Below are 16,175 nucleotides of genomic sequence, written 5' to 3' on the forward strand. Positions count from 1 at the left end.
AGTCGTAAGCGACCGGCTCCACCCACCAGCGTTCGAAGGGGTTCCACCAGCGGAACTTGAAGTTGTAGGCGTAGAGGCGTTGGCGGGCTCGGTTGAAACGTAGGGGTTGATCCCTGGGAGAATCTACATCGAGCCTCCAGAAAATGAGAATCGACCAAATACCAAAGAGAGCAATAGAACCGAATATGAACGGCTCTTCACGCCACAGTGATCGTTCACTTGACAAGTAACTCCACAACATTTCAGCAAGCATGAAGCTCAAGATCAGAGAACACCAGGCGAGCAAGCCTCTGATAAGTGCTGCCGCTCGCGGCAACTCCAAATAGATCTCATCCTGATGATTGGGTGCATTGAATCCAAGAGTAGGAATCACACTTACCACTTCGTCAGGGCGGGGCAGATCCTCCTGCCAGCCAGAACAGGGTGGAACGAGTTTTGGCCTGCTCATAAGTCCCCCACTCCTGGCGCAGTTCTCGATTCCAGATCCATATCCGCCGGCCATTTCACCTTTGGCGCCAGGAGAAGGGCGATGTTTGCTCCCACATCGTTGTGATCTTTTGGCCGGCCAGGAGGTGGGAGTGCATCGGGGCCTTGTTGCATGTAGGTGCAGACATAGGCCCAGGCATGCTCGTCGGCCCCCATGGTGGTCAGGGGGAACCGGTCGATGACTTCGTTGGTGCCGGGCTTGACGATGGAGAGAACTACGCCGCCCTTGATGACCACTCCACTCCCCGTCGCGCCGCGCTTCAACCAGCGTTCAGCACGAACCTGGGACCAGTCGTAGGCCACGGGCTCCACCCGCCAGCGTTCAAACGGATTCCACCAGCGATATATGAAGTTATAGGCGTAGAGGCGTTGCCGGGTGCGGTTGAAGCGGAGGGGTAAATCTCGAGGAGGTGCTGTGTCGATCCTGATACAGAACCACAAGGAGCAAATCCCAAAAAATAGACAAAATAGAAACAGCAGCCAAAACTCCAATCCCAGTTTGTGTTCAATTGAAAAAAAGATCCATGACATCCGAGTCAGAAGAAAAGCCATGAGCGGCGCAAGCCAAATCATCAAACCTCTGATAAGTGCGGACGTACGGGGTAGCTCTAGATATATATAGTCTTGATGATTGGGTTTATCGAAACCCAAGTCAGGAGCCACAATCGGCAGTTCGTCAGGAAGGGGCAAATCTTCCTGCCAGCCAGAACAGGGCGGAACGAGTTTTGGCCTGCTCATAAGTCCCCCACTCCTGGCACAGTCCTCGATTCCAGATCCATATCCGCCGGCCATTTCACCTTGGGCGCCAGGAGAAGGGCGAGATTGTGCTCCATCACATTGTTGTGATCTTTCGGCCGGCCAGGCGGTGGTAGTGCATCAGGGCCTTGTTGCATGTAGGTGCAGACATAGGCCCAGGCATGCTGGTCGGCGCCCATGGTGGTCAGGGGGAAGCGGTCGATGACTTCGTTGGTGCCGGGCTTGACGATGGAAAGCACTACGCCGCCCTTGATGACCGCTCCATCCATCGTTGCACCGCGCTTTAACCAGCGCTCGGCGCGGACCTGGGACCAGTCGTAAGCGACCGGCTCCACCCACCAGCGTTCGAAAGGGTTCCACCAGCGGAAGTTGAAGTTGTAGGCGTAGAGGCGTTGGCGTGCTCGGTTGAAACGTAGGGGTAGATCCCTAGGAGGAGCTACATCGAACTTCCAGAAAATTAGAATCGGCCAAATACTGACGAGGGTAAATAAGCCGAGTTCTAACAGCTCTTCGTACCTCAGTGTTCGTTCAGTTGATAAGGAACTCCACACCATTTCAGCAAGCATGAAGCTCGTAACTAGTGCAAACCAGACCAGCAAGCCTCTGATAAGTGCGAACGCGCGAGGTAACTCCAAATAGATCTCATCCTGATGATTGGGTGTGTCGAACCCAAGAGCAGGAGCCGCAACCACCATTTCGTCAGGGCGGGGCAGATCTTCCTGCCAGCCAGAGCAGGGCGGCACGAGTTCAGGCTTTTTCATAAGGTAGACGCCTTCACCCGCTTAAAAAACTTGTCTTCAACCACAGTCAGTCGGGCTACACCGGATTCATCGTTTTTATCTGGCCAATACGCCACCTCAAGCTTCACTGCATGGAAATTAGGGGTTCCCCAATAGGCAAGCTCCCTCCAGATCGTGACTGTTTTTGACTCCGTATCGTGATGAATGACCGGAACCGACTTTAGAGGCTCGCTGTCCAGTTCTGACCCTGAAACCGGAGCAGATGGCGTTTCATCCGTTCCACCGTAACGTCCCCCGGCGATGATGACCCCCGAGGAGTCACCTGGCCGGTAAGTCCTCAGCGCCCATTCATAACGTGACGCGTCGGCGGAGTACCCGGGGAGAACAATTCTGTATTTGATGGTTCCGCCGTCCGCCGTGACCTCAGGAGTAGGTCTGTGCACGATATAGGTCACGTCAAGGTCCGCGTCCAAGCCCAACAGCGCCGCATTCAACGCGCCGATGGCTGCATCCATTTCTTGCCATTCCAGCCAGCGTCGATGCTCGACGGGCAGCCCCCAGAGCGAATGTCGCGCCCAGAACTCCAGAGGCTGCGACTCCAATCTTTTCGCCCTCACTGCAAATCCGAAAGCAATAAAGCCAAAAAGGACAGCGATGGCGAGCGGGCCGAGGAGCATGCTTGCTCCCCCAACAGAACCTAAAATCCCAGCCCCTGCAGAAAACGCAGATGCAATAGCCGCACGGCTGTAAGCATCACTTGCAGCTTCATCACCAACTTCTCCAGTCCGCCCCGCTGCCAACGCATACTGCAACCCCTCCACCGCAGTCGCCGCAGACACAATCGCCCCGCCGAATTGCAGAATTCGGCTTCCCAATCCAACCTGCACCACCCCCCCAGCAGAACGAACCGAAACCTCCCAATCCGGCCGCAACGTCTGAATAACCCCGCCAACGATCTCGACCCCCGCGCCCATCACCCCGACCGAAGCCGACACCACCGCCATCACCGCTTCGTCATGCTCGTCGCCAACCGCCGTAAGCATGTTTTTGTGGCTTCTGCGCAGCGCATCATGCTGGAAGTACAGGCTGCCCACGGACATTCCCAGATTGAGCACACCGGTCGCGTTGAAACTCATGGGATTGCGCATGCGGCGCATCGAGTCGTCGGCCAGCAGGCGGGCGTCCTCGGCATTGAGACTGAGGTGGTGGGCCAAGTCCTTCATACCGCCCTTGAGGGCAGGGCTGTCGATGCTGACGCTGCGCAGGGCATCGCCGAGGCCGTCGGCAAGACCGCCTCTCAGCTTGTCCAGGCGAGCCTTGAGGCTTTCGGCGCTTTCCGTCGTCCAGACGACGACATCGATCAGCTTGGCGTGGCTGCTGGCCAGTGCCGGGGCAAAGTAGTTGTTCATCAGCATGGTCCGTACCTTGCGCTCGGCCGGCTTGCGGAACTGCTGGTCGACTTTGGTGGCATACCGCTCGACGCCCTCGTAGAGCACTTTGTTGAGCAGCGTGAGGTACTCGCCGACCCTGAGGGATATGGTGATCCGGGTGGTTTCGACGCCGTAATAGCGCAACCAGGCCTTCCGGTGCAGTTCCAACAGCAATGCTCTGCTCTTTCCCGACAACTGCTCCCCGAGGGCATTGCTGGCAGTGGCGGCAGCGCCGAGCAACTGGCCGACAGCCTTTTTCACCTCGTTGCCCACGAACTCGTCGGCTTTCATGCCGCCGATCAGGGTCTTGGCACCGTGGAAGACCCGGGTCTGCTCGTCGCCGGCAAGGTCGTGGGCGAATTGTTCAGGCCCCGTTTTGTCGCGGTCCCGCATGGCCTTGTGGAACAGGCTGTCCTGATCTTCCAGTTGCTCCAGCCAGAGGCTGCGCGTTGCACCGAACTCCTTGGCGGTGCGGGACTCGGTGACGCCTCCGGCATGACACTTCGCCAACATGCAGACAAAGCAATCATGTGATTCAGTGACCTGGCAGTCGTAATCGTGGAGCGCCGCCAGCCGGAACGCCGCGCCGTCGTGATGATCGGCATAGAGCTCGGCGAGGTCGTCGACAGTCTTCTGCCAGGCCGCCAGGGTCTTGTCGTAGTTGTCCTGGAACGTCTTGCGGTCTTTTTCGTTGTAGCGCTCGTCGAGCCGTTCACGGGCATCGCCGATGGCTTCGGCAGCCCGGGCTTTCTTCTCCGTCTCCAGATTTGGGACCGCTAGGGGTTCCATGTAGAAAGGGTGCCCGTGGGACTCGGAGATGGCGTTGTAGTCCTTCCGTTCCTTGACCACTGCCTCGGCCTCCTCAATCGCACGGGCACGCGCTGTGCTGACCTGGAACTGACGAATACCGAGCAAAGTCTGGGAGGTGAAGTGCTTGAAACACCGCTCCGGTTCGGCAATCCATTTCTGCATGGCCTGATAGCGCAACAGGCGCTGGGCATTCAGCTCCTGGACCATGCCGAGGGGATCGGGCAGGACCAAGGCCAGCACACCCTTGGGCAACTGATATTCCTTGGTCACGGTACGCACATGCCCGGCCATGGCACGCAGCCGGTCATTGCGCGGGTAGAAGCCATGCACGCTGTGGAAATCGCCGGCCATGGACTGGGCATATTCAAAGACCTGATGCAGTTGCAGGTCGTTTTCGGTCATGGCGATGCCGACACTGGCCGGGTCCTCGCGGGCGACCTTGAGGTCGAGCTTGTAGAAGCGCTCGTCGAGGTTCATGCCGTCGACCACGCCGCCATGCTTGTAGGCGCGCAGCACCTCTTTGGGCCAGGGGTCGTTGGCGATGGCCAGCCAGGCGGTGGAGTACCTGTGGGTATTGATATTGAGGAAAGCGGCGGGAATGTCATGGTCCTGCTGGACGCAGAGCTTGCTCAAGGGCACCGGTTCCTCGCGCGGGATCTGGAGCGCTGGGAACTGACGCAAGGCACCCTCGGGAGTGATCTGGTAGGCCTGCCAATATTTGCGGTCGAGCAGGACATAGAGGAAGCCGCGGCGCAGGATGCGCGGCTGGTCGGGCACCATGCGTACGGCCGTGACTTCGGAGTCACGGGACACCGGCAGCGCCTGGGTTTGCCAGGGCTCCGGAGCATAGGCAGCGCGCAGCGGCAGGATAGGCAGGCCCCAGCGCTGGCAGGTCATGCAGCGTTCGAGGGGGACCGGGTCGAGTTGCTCGGTGGCCGCCTCGAGGTTGAGCTCGGGCTTGAAGTTGATGTTGAAAGTCATGAGTAATCCTCCGCTCGGGGCAGCTCGGCAAAGATGCGTTTCCAGTCGTTCGGGGTGTATTTCGTGAAATGGCTCAGCAGGTCTCCATCGCCCGCCCGCGCTTGGTCGATGGCTTTCTGGATATCCGGGTGCTGTGGCAGATCGGGGTGATAGAACACCCGGTGCAGGCTGAGGACGATAAGGTCGCGACTGTCTTTGAGACCGAGCCTGCGGGCATCACGGATCAGGCGAAAACCGTGCACACCTGCCTGGGGCGGTAGCACCGATTTACCCGTCCAGCCCCACGGGGCAAATACCGGAGGGTTCTCCACCGCATACCGCCAGACGCCCAGGAACCGCCGAATCACCGGCGCCAGTTGCTGGGTCTCGCGGACCAGTTGGGGAAGTTCCGAATCAGGGAAGTAGTTGGTGCTGCGTATCTGGTTGTAGCCCTCCTCCCAACTGACCGGGAATAGCCATACCCGGATCGGCCCCAGCAAGTCGCCAGCCTGGGGGCCCATCGCGCCGACCAGCAACTCCAGCCTCAGGGGTTCGAACCAGGGCGAGGGCCAACCGTCTTCGGAAGCGGTGGTCTCGCAGCGGGTCGCGATATGGCTGGCGATGACTTCCAGCGGCTGCTCACTGGCCAGCCAGCCGCAGATATAGCGTCGGTTGTAGTCAAGGTCCCACTCGGCGTAATCAGTGCTGAGCTCAAGATAATGCGGCGCCACCTCCTCGCCCGGCGCGGCCAGCTGAATCAGCGCGGGACAAAGCTCGGGGGTGTGGCTGAGGTCTGGTCGCAGTACGCGCGTGACTGCACTGGCACCCAGCGACTCGATCAGCGACGGCACGCTGAGCGCATGATCCAGCGCACATTCGGCCTGCCCGTCCACCAGCAGGTAGATGTAGTCATCCGGTGAACGGTACTGCCCGGCAAAATTGGTGATGGACTCTCTGCTCATCCTTTTTGCTCTCCGCATTTGGCTTTTTCTGCACTCATGACCTCACTAACCAGGCTCAGGCTGTTGCTGCCGCCGCCTTTCACTTTTTTCATGGGGCCCTTGAGCGTGAGCTCGATGCCATCCAGGGTGATGCCCGCGGCATCGATGCGCAGCGTGCCGCCAGGGCCCTTGAGGACCAGGGTGTCGGCTACATGGATTTCATACGCACGGGTGTGATGGACGATGCGCTGGCTCGCGTGCAGGCTGGCCTCCCCTTGCACCTGCTGTTTCAGATGCCCACCGATCTCGATGTGGTGATCGGCGGTCGTCGTGTCATAGCGGTCATGGCCGACTACTTCGGTACGCTCACCGGCGGTGCTGATGCTGTGATTGCGATCGATCACCAGCTCATCGTCCTCGCCGATCCGGTGCCGGCGGTTGCGTCCGATGAGCAGTGTTTCGTCATTGCCCACGGTGTCCTTGCGGTCGTGGCCGATGGTGAGGGTTTCGTCGTTTTCCACCTGCTCGCTGCGGTCGTGGCCGACGAAGGTGGTTTCGTCATGCTGGACGACGTTGTTCTGGTCCCTCTGCGCGTGGATGAAAACCTCTTCCTGGCCCCCCTCGTCCTCGAAGCGCAACTCGTTGAAACCATCGCCCTTGTGGCTCTGGCTCTTGATGGTCATCCGGGTCTTGTGCCGGGGTAGCTCGTAAGGCGGGCGCTGTAATGCGGAGTAACATCTTCCCGTGATGACCGGCTGGTCAGGGTCCCCGTCAAAATTGGAAACAATTACTTCCTGGCCAATACGCGGTATCGCCATATGCCCCCACAGCGCCCCGGCGATGTTCTGCGATACGCGGACCCAGCAGGAGCTGTGCTCGTCTTCCTTACCTTCCCGGTCCCAAGGGAACTGCACCTTCACCCGGCCAAATTCGTCGCAGTAGATCTCCTCGCCCGGCGGGCCCACTACCCTGGCCGGCTGCGGACCGTCGATGCGTGGCTTGGGCAAGGCTTCAGGACGCCATTCGGTATCGTCCGGCACCAGGGTGGCGATGCAGTTGTAGTGGGTGCCCTGGCGTGCGTCGGCGCTGTCTTCGGCGAGGCTGGTGTATTGCTTGCCGTGGTGCTCCAGGTGAGTCGGGCGCCAGCCGCGGTTGAGGTCTTCACGGGGGTGGCCAATCAGGTCGAAGCAGATGCCCGGTACCAGCCGTGCGTCGTCGCCCTCGGCGATGACCTGGCAGGCATCGCCACGTAACCCGCGCAGGCGGTCGCGGGTGAAGGCCTCGCCAGCTTCGCCCTTGTAGCGGCCGGGATAGTCGTAGCGCTCGTAGTTGCGGTTCTGGTGCTGCAGGTCGCTGGCTTCGCGCCGGGTCTGCTGGTTGTACTTGGGGTTCTTGAAGCTGTAGTCGCGCTGCACCTGGCGGGCGGTGCGCACGTTCTCGGTGTAGATGAAGCGATGTAGGGCCGGACCGGGACGGTCGCCGCCGGGCTTGGCGTTGTACTCCACCGGCAGGCCGGGCTGCTTGCCGAAGATCCACAGGCGGTCGCAGTGGATCAGGCGGTGGCCTTCGGCGCTGTGCTGGAAGCCGTAGAAGAAGCCTTCTTCTCTCATTATCCGCTCAACGAACGAATAGTCTGAGTCCCCGCTCTGGACGCAATATTCTCTTGTTTCATGGGGATTGGTGACGCGCTGCTCGTAGTCGAGAGTGAGGGCGTGTTTCTTCAGCATCGCGGTAGCGATGTCGGGCACGTTGAGGGTCTGGAAGATGCGCCAGTCCGAGGCCAGCTTCATCCGCGCCAGGCGCGGCTCGACCACGGCGTGATAGCGGGTGCGGCGAAAACCGGTGTCGCCCTGCTGGAACGAACTGACCGAGCCGTGCACGTAGCGCACCGGCTGTTCGCCTTGCCAGAGGGTGAACAGCGCCGGGCGGTCGAGGACTTCAGCGAAGTCGACGGCGGGGTTGGTGCAGCTCAGGTCGATGTCTAGGCGGAAGGTTTCGGACAGTCCTTCGCGCAGGCGGAATTCGACAACTTCAAATTCATCGTTACCCGCGCTGAAGGTAAAGCGCAGATCGGATTGGACGGGCATGGAAAGTCCTTGTCAGCCCGCAACCGGGCCAATGCTCCTGGTACAAGAGAAAGTGACCGGCGCAAGGCTGCGCCGGTCGCCTGGAACGCCTGCGAATCAGGCTTCCTGTGGCTTGCGCCAGTCATCCGAGGCTTCGGTGCCGGAGATGCCGTGGCTCCAGGTGACCTTGCGGTAGGCCATGGCGACCTTGATCAACTGGGTGTACCCGGCGTTATGCGGGTCCTGGACGTGGGGCAGCACGGTGCTGATGTTGACGATGGTGGCGTCTTCCAGCTTGGTGGTGAAGAAGTGCTCCTGACGGCCCTCGGTCGAGGTGCGGTACCACTTCACTTCCACTTCCGACAGGGTCTCGCCGTTGGCCAGGGCCTGGTACAGCATCGGCGTGGCCTTGTTCAGCGCTGCGGTGAAGATGAACGGCTTGTGCACACGCTGGCCTGCGGGCTGGCCGCTCTGCGGGTCGGTCGGGGTCTCGATGCGGTGCTCGATTTCCTGGACCAGGATCTGGTCTTCATGACCTTCCTGGTAGACGTTGCCCACGGACTCGGCGGTAAAGGCGCCTTTGGTGATATGGCCCTGGGTCTGGCCGTGAATGCTGATATAGGCAGGAGTCGGCATTAATTGCTTCCTTGGTTTGAATAAAGTGAAGGCCTTGTGGGCCATGGCGCCATCGCGGATGGCGAGGGGTTGCGGGCAAGCGTCAGGTCGAGTCGACAGGCATTGAATGCTCTCCATTGGCACAGTGATTCGGCCCCTGACCGAGAGGTCCGGGGGTCATGACTTGAGGATGAATTCGAGGGACTGGAGTACCTGTTGGGTGGTGCTCTCCAGGCGCATGGAGAAGTACAGGTACACCCCGGTCAGGACCACGCCGGCGAGTGCCCATGGCGTCCACAACGGCCACTGGAAAGCCCGGCGGTAGCGGCGGGAGCTGGCGCTGGCGGGTTCGTCGAACAGGCGCTCCGGCGGATCGCCACGCTGCGCGCGCACGATCCGGTGCAGCTTGACGATCAGGCCGTTAAGCACTTCCTGGCTGTCGTGCTGCTGGCCGTACTTGCCCTGGAAGCCCAGGCACAGGCACATGTACTTGAATTCAAGAATGTGTTGGTAGCGGGCCGGGTCCATCTGCATGCGCGCCAGGACGGTGAAGAATTTTTCGCCACCCCAGGTCTCGTTGTGGTGGTAGCTGAGCAGGGAGCGGTTCTGCCAGCTGCAATTGCGGCCCCATGTAGTGCCCATGGCGGCCTCGTCGATGAACACACACAAGGCATAGCGGTAGGCCAGTTGCGTGGCAGGGTCATAACCGCGTTGCCGGGCTTCTTCACAGATTGCGCTGATCTGCTCCCTGACGACGAGGTACAGCTTGTCTCCATCGACTCCGTCGTCCATGCGACGTATCCGGATCACCAGGCCAAACAGGGGCTGGGCTGCATCGATCAGGGGATTGAGGCTATGACCACGCATCTGGAATTGCAGACCGACATCATGGTTGATGGCGCCGACCGGCGTGTGAGTCGGGTCGTCCTGTTTCTCCGACGATTTACTTTCGATCTGGGTAATGTCGCTCATGTCATTCACTCCGGATCGCCCAGAACTGCAATTGCAGCTCGGGGAAATCACCACTGATATGGAAGCCGAAGCTCTTGGCGCCTTTTGGCATCAAGGCCTGCCAACTGGCCGCGGTGCGGTCGAGCTGGAAGTAGGTGAAGCCGGCATGGAACGGCAGGTGTCTTGGTGCCACCGGCAACGGGGTGAGGGCGATGCCGGGCAGTTGCAGGCGGATGAGCTCGTGGACTTTGTCCTGGGAGGCCACCTTGGCCTGCTGGAGGAACAGCTGGCGCAGCTTTTCCAGGGGCATGCGGGCATGCACGGCGAGGATGAAGTCGGCACTTTCCACCAGGCTGGCGTCGTTGACCTGGGCATGCAGAAGGCCTTTCCCCTGCTTGACCAGCGGCAGCGAGACGGCACGCGGCTGCAGCACGGTGGAGAGCTGCCGGCGCAGGGTCTGCTCCAGCAGCAGGAAGGTGTTTTTCGGGTTGTCGTGCTGGTAGCGAGGAAACTCGGGAGCCAGGCGCTCGTCATCGATGCAGGTGGCCAGTTCGCCCGCCGCCTGGCCACAAGCCAGGTAGGCCTCGACTGGACGCACATCCGGATCCCGGGCCAGGTGACGGAAACGGTGCTGCCAGCGATTCAGCGCCTGCAGCAGGCTGAAGTCGGTGAAGTCGGCGACGCCGGACTGACCGGGCGAGCCGATCCGCTGGGCGATGCTCTTCGCCCGCTCGTGCATCAGCGACGAGATTTCCTCCATGAAATGCGCCAGCGGACGAATACCGTGGAGGTACAGGCCGGTGACGTAGAACCCGGTGTCCATCAGCAGGCTGCCGTCGGGTCGCAGGTCGAGGATGCGGCCCAGGGCCAGGCCGCTGAAGGCGCTGCGGTCGTCGCGCTCCAGGGCCAGTTGCAGGTTGGGCACCGCCAGGTCCAGCGAGGCATAACCACCCTCGTGGCTATGGGTGTCGCGGACCTCCTCCGGAGACAACAGGTAGCGGCTGTTGCCGTAGCTGTCGGGCCAGCGCACCTGGCTGGTGCCATCGGCACGCAGTTGCAGGGTGAGATAGACCGTCTGGTTGGCGGCGCCGGCATCGGCAATGGACAGCGGTGCCGGTGGCGGCTGGTCGTGGGGGATGTCGAACGGCGTGCCATCCGGCATGACCCCCTTGGCGCGGACGATGGCGATCTTGCCGAAAGCGAGGAATTCCTGGTTGAGTTCGAGCTCGGAAAATCCATAGCCGTAGCGGCTGCCGCTACGCGCGTCGATGCGGTGTTCCAGGTAGCGGGTGGTTTGCTGGAAATGCTGGGGCTTGACGAACAGGCCCTCGTTCCAGACGACGGGATTGCGGGTGGTCATCGGTAGTTACTCGCTTGGGAGCCAGCGCAGACCGGGTTGCGCACCGGCCGGTAGCTTTCATCGGTGATGGCGACGCGGCTGCCTTGCAGCATCACCATGAGGGGGTATTTGCGACCGCGGGATGCAATGCGGAACACGTCGTGCCAGCGCTCGGCACTGGGCGTATGGAAATCGGCCACCACCGCGATGTAGCGGGCGTCCTCATCGACAGCGGCGAACTCGATGAACTTGAACTGGCCGGGCACGAGGATGTAGTCGTCCGAGGCCAGCAGCGTGCTGCCCAGGGCCTTCTCGGGCGCCTTGCGCAGCTGTTCGGGGTCGGCGTTCTCCAGCAGGGAGTCGTCTTTCAGTTGCAACACGCGAAAGCCGATGGGGGTGGCGTTGCCCGGCGTGGCGCGCACCTCGGGCGCCCTGGTCAGCCCCGTGCCACGGCCGTACTGGCCCAGCTCCGGATTACCCAGGGTCGTCGTCCAGGCAGCCTCTTCGTCAACGGAAGACACCTGCCCCTGGCGCAACATCCAGGCCGACGGGACGGGCCGCCGCGCTGTCGCGGTAGCACCGAACAGGGTTTCAGGCTGCGACTTGCCGAGGGTCAGTGGTGGCGCCTGCTCGTCGACGACCAGGCCGGGAATGGCCAGGCGCTGGCGCACGGCCAGGGCGCCGAACGACTCTGCCGAGCCGTGTTCGAGCTGACCGAGCAAGGCCTGCAAATGCGCGACGAGCTCGTCCCTGCTGGCGCTACGCAGATTGACCGCGAAAGGACCGTGCCCCTCCAGAGCAGCCTGCTCCTCCACCGGCTCGACCGCCGCGCAACTGACCGGATTGGGATTGACGTCGGCACTGGCATACAGGCTCAGGGCGACCTGGGTGGGCTGGTCATCAGCGCTCCCGACCTGGATGGACGGATCCATCAGGACCTGGCCGGTCTTCTTGAACACGTTGCCCACGCTGCTGCAACCGGCAAGGACGGTCGCGGCGAGCAGGAGCGCGATGACATGCTTCATCATGCCTCCGCGCGCACGGCCTGGTCGAAGGCCTGTTCGAAGACCTCCCAGAACAGCTTGTCGAAGCCTTGCTGGCGCCCGGAAGTCAGTTCTTCGTAGTAGTGCCCGTACATGCTCCAGGCCCAGTCGCCCGCCTGCGCCTGTTCGCCGCGAGCCTGGCGATAGCGCTGGAAGCGCTGCTCCAGTTGCTCGGGGGCAAACGCCTGCAGGAGTGCGGCGAGCCCGGCATTGATGGCCTTGTGCACGGCAACCTGCTGACGGCGGATCTGCTCCAGCGACTCCTCCACCGCCGCTGCCGGCGACAGGTGGACAACGCTGCGCTCGCTGGAGAACAGCGCGCGCACGGTGTCCGGATAGTCCAGGCCAAGGCGCAAGGGGTTGTCTTCGATCGGCTGCAGCGTGCGTCCGGCCAGGGAAATGCGCTGTTGTTCGCCGGGCTGGGCCACGTTGAGCGCACAGAGCCCGCGAATCATTGCTCCGAGGGTGCGGCCCGCTTCGTTGAGCAGTGCGTAGGTCGCCTGTCCGTCGACGGCCCCGATCGGCGCACCGATGCCGTCCACCACGGGCTCGACCAGGCTGGCGGGATCCGCTGCGCTGGAAAGCTGGCGTTGCAGCCACTCTTTGCTGGCGGCGGGCTGGATGTCCTGTTCCGGCATGTCGGGTTCTCCTGGTGCATGCTTGGGGGCGCCATAGATGGCTTCGAATTGGGTGGCAACGTCGGCCTGGGCGGCCAGTGACCTGGGCGGGCGCAGGTCGTGGTCAAGCGAGGTGGGGTTATCGAGACAGGCGTCGAGTGCCCGCAACGGGTCGAGCAGGCCGTGGGCCGACGGCGGCGTACCCAGGTCCTGGAACTCGCCCCAGCCTGGCGCCTGCCGGGTGTCGGCTTCGGCCTCCTCCGCTGCGGCGGGCAAGGTGTCCATGTGCTCGACCAGCAGTTGAAGGGGCTCGTCATCGAGTGCAGGGGCATGGGCATCGTCCAGGCGCACGGAGATCCGGTACGGCCCGATGTGCAACGTGTCGCCTTCGCTCAACCTGGCGCGGATACCCGTTCCGAGCGGCCGGGTCTGGTCGTTGACGATCGTTCGCCCACTGCAATCGAGAAGCAGAAAAGCACCGTCCTGGTAGAGGATCTGGCAGTGCTGCGCCTGTACCCGACGCTGACTGTCGTGCAACACCCAACTGGCGCCGGCCGAGCCGATGCTGCCGCCTGTGCGATCGAAGATATGCGAGGGCTTGCCGCCCTGCTGAAGCGCCTCGGGGTTGTCCACGAACAGGGACAGGAGCGGTTCGGGTTTGGCCTGGGTCATGTGCGCACCGTGAGTCGGACGGGGGAAGGCACGCACCGCTGCGGTTGCTCGAGGAAACTGCTCCAGCCGAGCTGGCAACCGGTGTCGTGGCCAAGGTTGAAAGACGGGACCTCGTCGCTGCACAGCCCCAGTTCGAGGTCGCAGGGGGTCTGGTCGCGCAGCAGGTAGGCGACCAGCATGCGCAGGCTCTCGAAGTTCTCGCCGTTGGGCAGGAACTCGCGAAAGCGAGCCTGCGACAGGTTGCTGATGACGATGGTGAACTTGCAGTGGCGCGTGCGGACGCTCTCGCCAATGCGGAAGCTCTCGCCCAACTGGCCGTTGTGCCGCGCAAGCTGCGTGCGGTCGCCCTTGGGGATGTCGCAATGGCGCAGTTCGAAATCACGCAGGCTGACGTCGGCCAGGTCGAAGCAGTGGGCGATCAGCCCGGTCACCATGGCTGGCGAACGACTGCGATGCACCACCGAGCCGGCGAAGCTGAGCAGGCGTCCCCAGGCGATCGGGGTGGCGCCGCGAATGGCATCGTCCTTGAGCCCCACCAGGGCGAACAGGCGCTGCGACAGTCGATCGCTGGCTCCGGCGCGGAAGCGGATGTAATGCCGGTATTTGCGCCAGCCCTGGTGCAGCAGCGTCAGCAGGCGGTGGTTGAAGAAGTCGAAGAACGCCGGGCGGATGCCCTCGCCCTGCCCGGCCTCGTAGGCCAGGCGTTCAAGGTAGTACGACGGCAGCGGCGAGTCGGGCCCGTGCACACCGAGGAAGGTCGCCTGCACCAGGAACTGGTGTGGCAGATCGTCGTCCAGACGCTGTGCCAGGGACACATCCGAGGCCGGAAAGCCCATGCCCGCGCAATTGCTCAGGCGGATGCGCTGCTGCTCGGCGGCATAGGCCTCGTCGGACTCCAGATCGTCGCCATGCAGGCCGTGCAGGCGTTCGAGCAGGCAGAAGAAGTCGTGCTCCCTGGCTTCGGCCAGCAAGCGGTCGGTCAGATCAGGGGCTGGGTGCCGCTGCGCATTGGCCATGCGTAGTGCTCCTGATTCTTGACGTTGATGACTTCCAGCATGTGGAACGAGGAAATGCTCGCGTACACGGACAGGAAATGACTCAGCACCGTGCCGAACAGGTACAGCTCGCCCTCGCAGGAGAAGCCGTCCTGGTCGAGCCTGACCAGGCTGCGCTGGCCACGGATGGGCAGCGCCTTGAACATCCGTTCGACAGGGGCGGTGTGCACTTCGAGCAAGGCGTCCAGGCGCATCTGCGTGGCACGTGCCCGCTGGATATCGTGATGGGCGGCAAAATCGTAGGCGCGGATGACCGCCTTCAAGGGGTCGGCCGACAGCAGCGACAGGTAGGTGGGCGACAGGTTGGAGATCAGTGTCCACAACAGGTCGCCGTCCAGCACCGGCCGGTACGACGGGGTTGGCGTGGTCAGGTTGCGGCAGGACACGAAGTTGGGCATCCCCGGCGTGCGCACGCAGATGTCGCCCACGGCCAGGGACAACGGCAGGTCGCGGTTGCTGCAGGTCAGCGAGAAGGACACGGTTTCGTCGCGGCCGACATAGCGCTGCTCATCGCTGCGAACGAACGACAAGCGATGCTCGACGCCCTCGTCGATCAACGACTGGGCGACGCGGGTGCGGTAGTAGAGGACCGTGCGGCCCCGCTCGAAGTCGATCTGGTGACGCAGGGACTCGAACGGCTGGTAGGTGCGCAGCCAGGTGTCGGTGTTTCCGGTGCCTTCGCTCTTCCAGCCATCGACGCGATCGATGCTGAAGATCTCGTAGGCATCGGGCCGGCCCCCGGCGGGCCGCAGACGGTAGTCGAGGGTTTTTCCGCTCAACCTGACCGGCTCGGCCTCGTGCTCGAACAGGTTGATGGCGGGCGCGCAATGCAACGCCAGGTCGCCGGTGCGCACGCGCAGATCGTCCGGCATCGGCCGGCTGAAGGTGAATTCGAGGCGGATGCGCTCCGTCTTGGTCGTGGGCCAGAGGGCGCGCAGTCCGGTGAGGCCGAAGAAGAAATAGCGCCGCGGGAACAGGAAGTACTCCTGCAGGATGCGGTAGCCGTCCAGGGCATTCTTCGGATAGGGCAGCAATGCTTCGTCCGGGCTGAATCCCGGAAACACGATCTGGTTGGCCGAGATGTGCCGGACCACTCCGTCGCACTCCAGGCGCACACCGGCCAGGTACCTGGACAGCCACAGGTACAGGGTCATGGCGTTGTAGTCGCTGCCACTGAGGTAGAAGTCCAGCCGGTCGCAGCCATAGGTGCTCGGCGGATTGCTCGACACGGTGAGCAGATCGACCCGTACCGTCGACTTCTCCAGCGAGTGGGCGTCGCTGACTTCGTCGATCTGCAGTGGATGAATGTCGACGTCCGAGCAGATGCGGTATTCGCATTCCACGCCGTCGATGCTGCGCGAACGCACCCGCGTGCCTCTCGCGATCCGCTGGCGCCCGGTGATGGAGCGATCCTCCAGCGGGAACTGCATGATGGTGGCGCTCGGCAGCGGACGCAGGTAGTTCGGCCACAGCAGTTGCAGCAAGGGGTGGGTCAGCTCGGGAAAATCGTCGTCGATCTTCAGCCGCAGCCGGGCGGTGAGAAAGGCAAAGCCCTCCAGCAACCGCTCGACATCCGGGTCACTGGCCTCGTCCCCGAGGAACCTGGCCAGTTGCGGGTTCTTGCGTGCGAATACCCGGCCCAGCCGGCGCAGGTAATCGAGTTCCTCGCGGAACTTGCTCTTCAGTGACATCGA

13 protein-coding genes are annotated in these 16,175 nt (G+C 62.4%); all 13 read right to left on the reverse strand.

All coding sequences use genetic code 11. The features are described from left to right. Positions 1–448, reverse strand: a 448-nt coding sequence (locus ACODSK_RS27165) for a DUF6708 domain-containing protein (protein ID WP_489020424.1), incomplete at its 3' end; no start/stop codon positions are given. After that, positions 445–1,224: a DUF6708 domain-containing protein gene (locus ACODSK_RS27170; protein WP_489020426.1), complete on the reverse strand. Its 780-nt coding sequence runs from the start codon at positions 1,222–1,224 to the stop codon at positions 445–447. The genes ACODSK_RS27170 and ACODSK_RS27165, both read right to left, overlap by 4 nt. Continuing rightward, entirely contained in the window at positions 1,221–2,003 is a 783-nt protein-coding gene (locus tag ACODSK_RS27175; protein ID WP_489020428.1) for a DUF6708 domain-containing protein, read from the reverse strand. Before ACODSK_RS27175 ends, ACODSK_RS27170 begins: the two co-directional genes overlap by 4 nt. Next, positions 2,000–5,203, reverse strand: a complete 3,204-nt coding sequence (locus ACODSK_RS27180; protein ID WP_489020430.1) for a T6SS effector BTH_I2691 family protein — start codon at positions 5,201–5,203, stop codon at positions 2,000–2,002. Before ACODSK_RS27180 ends, ACODSK_RS27175 begins: the two co-directional genes overlap by 4 nt. After that, complete coding sequence (locus ACODSK_RS27185) at positions 5,200–6,144, reverse strand: hypothetical protein (protein WP_489020431.1); 945 nt, start codon at positions 6,142–6,144, stop codon at positions 5,200–5,202. The genes ACODSK_RS27180 and ACODSK_RS27185 overlap by 4 nt, the downstream gene beginning before the upstream one ends. Next, on the reverse strand, positions 6,141–8,210 hold the full coding sequence (locus ACODSK_RS27190) for a type VI secretion system Vgr family protein (RefSeq protein ID WP_489020433.1): 2,070 nt from the start codon (positions 8,208–8,210) through the stop codon (positions 6,141–6,143). Before ACODSK_RS27190 ends, ACODSK_RS27185 begins: the two co-directional genes overlap by 4 nt. Before the next feature lie 96 nt (positions 8,211–8,306). Further along, positions 8,307–8,825: an Hcp family type VI secretion system effector gene (locus tag ACODSK_RS27195; RefSeq protein WP_489020435.1), complete on the reverse strand. Its 519-nt coding sequence runs from the start codon at positions 8,823–8,825 to the stop codon at positions 8,307–8,309. 156 nt (positions 8,826–8,981) lie between these two features. Further along, positions 8,982–9,776, reverse strand: coding sequence for a type IVB secretion system protein IcmH/DotU (gene icmH, locus ACODSK_RS27200; RefSeq protein WP_489020437.1), 795 nt, complete (start codon positions 9,774–9,776; stop codon positions 8,982–8,984). A 1-nt stretch (position 9,777) separates the two neighbouring features. After that, a complete protein-coding gene (gene tssK, locus ACODSK_RS27205; protein ID WP_489020438.1) occupies positions 9,778–11,115 on the reverse strand; it encodes a type VI secretion system baseplate subunit TssK in 1,338 nt (445 codons plus the stop codon). Then, the gene (gene tssJ / locus ACODSK_RS27210; RefSeq protein ID WP_489020440.1) at positions 11,112–12,119 is read right to left on the reverse strand and encodes a type VI secretion system lipoprotein TssJ; all 1,008 of its coding nucleotides are present in this window, start codon (positions 12,117–12,119) and stop codon (positions 11,112–11,114) included. The genes tssK and tssJ overlap by 4 nt, the downstream gene beginning before the upstream one ends. Continuing rightward, on the reverse strand, positions 12,119–13,426 hold the full coding sequence (gene tagH / locus ACODSK_RS27215; protein ID WP_489020442.1) for a type VI secretion system-associated FHA domain protein TagH: 1,308 nt from the start codon (positions 13,424–13,426) through the stop codon (positions 12,119–12,121). The genes tssJ and tagH overlap by 1 nt, the downstream gene beginning before the upstream one ends. Continuing rightward, the gene (gene tssG, locus ACODSK_RS27220; protein WP_489020444.1) at positions 13,423–14,442 is read right to left on the reverse strand and encodes a type VI secretion system baseplate subunit TssG; all 1,020 of its coding nucleotides are present in this window, start codon (positions 14,440–14,442) and stop codon (positions 13,423–13,425) included. The genes tagH and tssG overlap by 4 nt, the downstream gene beginning before the upstream one ends. Continuing rightward, positions 14,406–16,172 carry a type VI secretion system baseplate subunit TssF gene (gene tssF / locus ACODSK_RS27225; RefSeq protein ID WP_489020446.1) on the reverse strand — a complete coding sequence of 589 codons (1,767 nt, stop codon included), beginning with the start codon at positions 16,170–16,172 and terminating at the stop codon, positions 14,406–14,408. The genes tssG and tssF overlap by 37 nt, the downstream gene beginning before the upstream one ends. Positions 16,173–16,175 lie beyond the last annotated feature (3 nt).

Source organism: Pseudomonas sp. FG98, from assembly GCF_057808595.1.